The 1364-nt window shown below is 42.8% G+C and carries 1 protein-coding gene; it reads left to right on the top strand.

Annotated features, from left to right (window positions below; translation table 11 throughout):
* Positions 1-934, top strand: a 934-nt coding sequence (locus tag AB1422_16175) for a tetratricopeptide repeat protein (GenBank protein ID MEW6620846.1), incomplete at its 5' end; no start/stop codon positions are given.
* Between the last annotated feature and the right edge of the window lie 430 nt (positions 935-1364).

The following is a 1364-nucleotide window of genomic DNA, read 5'->3' as shown; positions in this document are numbered from 1 at the left end:
TGAGATGAAAGACTACACCCAGGCAATCTCATGCTACCAGGAGGCAATCAAGCTAAAGCCTGATAGGTATGAAGCCTGGTATAATATGGGCAATGCTTACTTTGAGATGAAAGACTACACCCACGCAATCTCCTGTTACCAGGAGGCAATCAAGCTAAAGCCTGATTTTGATGCCGCCTGGTATAATATGGGCATTGCTTATGATGAGATGAAAGACTACACCAGGGCAATCTCATGCTACCCGGAGGCAATCAAGCTAAAGCCTGATAATGATGAAGCTTGGTATAATATGGGCATTGCTTACCGTCAGATGAAAGACTACACCAGGGCAATCGCATGCTACCAGAAGGCAATCAAGATAAAGCCTGATAAGGATAAAGCCTGGAATAATATGGGCAATGCTTACGATGAGATGAAAGACTATACCCAGGCAATCTCCTGTTACCAGGAGGCAATCAAGCTAAAGCCTGATAATGATGAAGCCTGGTATAATATGGGCAATGCTTACTTTGAGATGAAAGACTACACCAGGGCAATCTCATGCTACCAGAAGGCAATCAAGATAAAGCCTGATTATTATAACGCCTGGTATAATATGGGCATTGCTTACCGTAAGATGGAAGATTACACCAAGGCAATCGCAGCCTACAAAGAGGCAATTATTTTTGGTCTAGCAAGGTTTAAGGAAGAGGATATAGAGGAATTTGGTCAAGACTTCACCAATATATTTAAGGGGATTCTTAAGGTAAAGAGATACGAAGATGCCTATCGTCTATTTCAGTTATGTCAGGAGAAGGCATCCCAAAGCCTGCTTGATGTGCTTTATCCGATGGGAAAAGCGATTGAGTATCTTTATACCAGGAAAAGCGAGTTAATTGAGCGACAGCCAATGGAATTCCGCAAGACCATTGAGGAGATTTTAAGAGAGGTGTAACTATTCAGCCACGGATTAACACGGATAAATAGCAGAGGACAGAGGGCAGAAGGCAGAGGGCAGAGGGCAGAAGGCAGAGGGCAGAAGGCAGAGGGCAGAGGACAACAGGAGAAAAACCCTTTAGCCTAATTACGGACACGGATACCGGACACGATTCACGAATTTTCCGTGTTTCATCCGTGTCCATCTGCGGCTGAATAGTTACGATTTGCTTTATAATTCTTCGTGCCCTTCGTGTCTTTCGTGGTTTTAAAGATGTGAGGAAGGTCAATCTAACCGCACAGGTGGAAAATTTGTAGTGCAAGGCTTTAGCCTCGCTTCTGGCAAGCAGGAAAGCGAACCTAATGGTTTTTGCAAAATTAACTTCCACTTTTCTGGAATACCATAAAATAAATTAAAAATCAAACATCAAAATGTAAAATTACAAATC

This window comes from bacterium, from assembly GCA_040757115.1.
Classification (GTDB): Bacteria; UBA9089; CG2-30-40-21; order CG2-30-40-21; family SBAY01; genus JBFLXS01.
The sequence above is the reverse complement of the archived record's forward strand: the minus strand, read 5'-3'. Positions and strand labels throughout refer to the sequence as shown.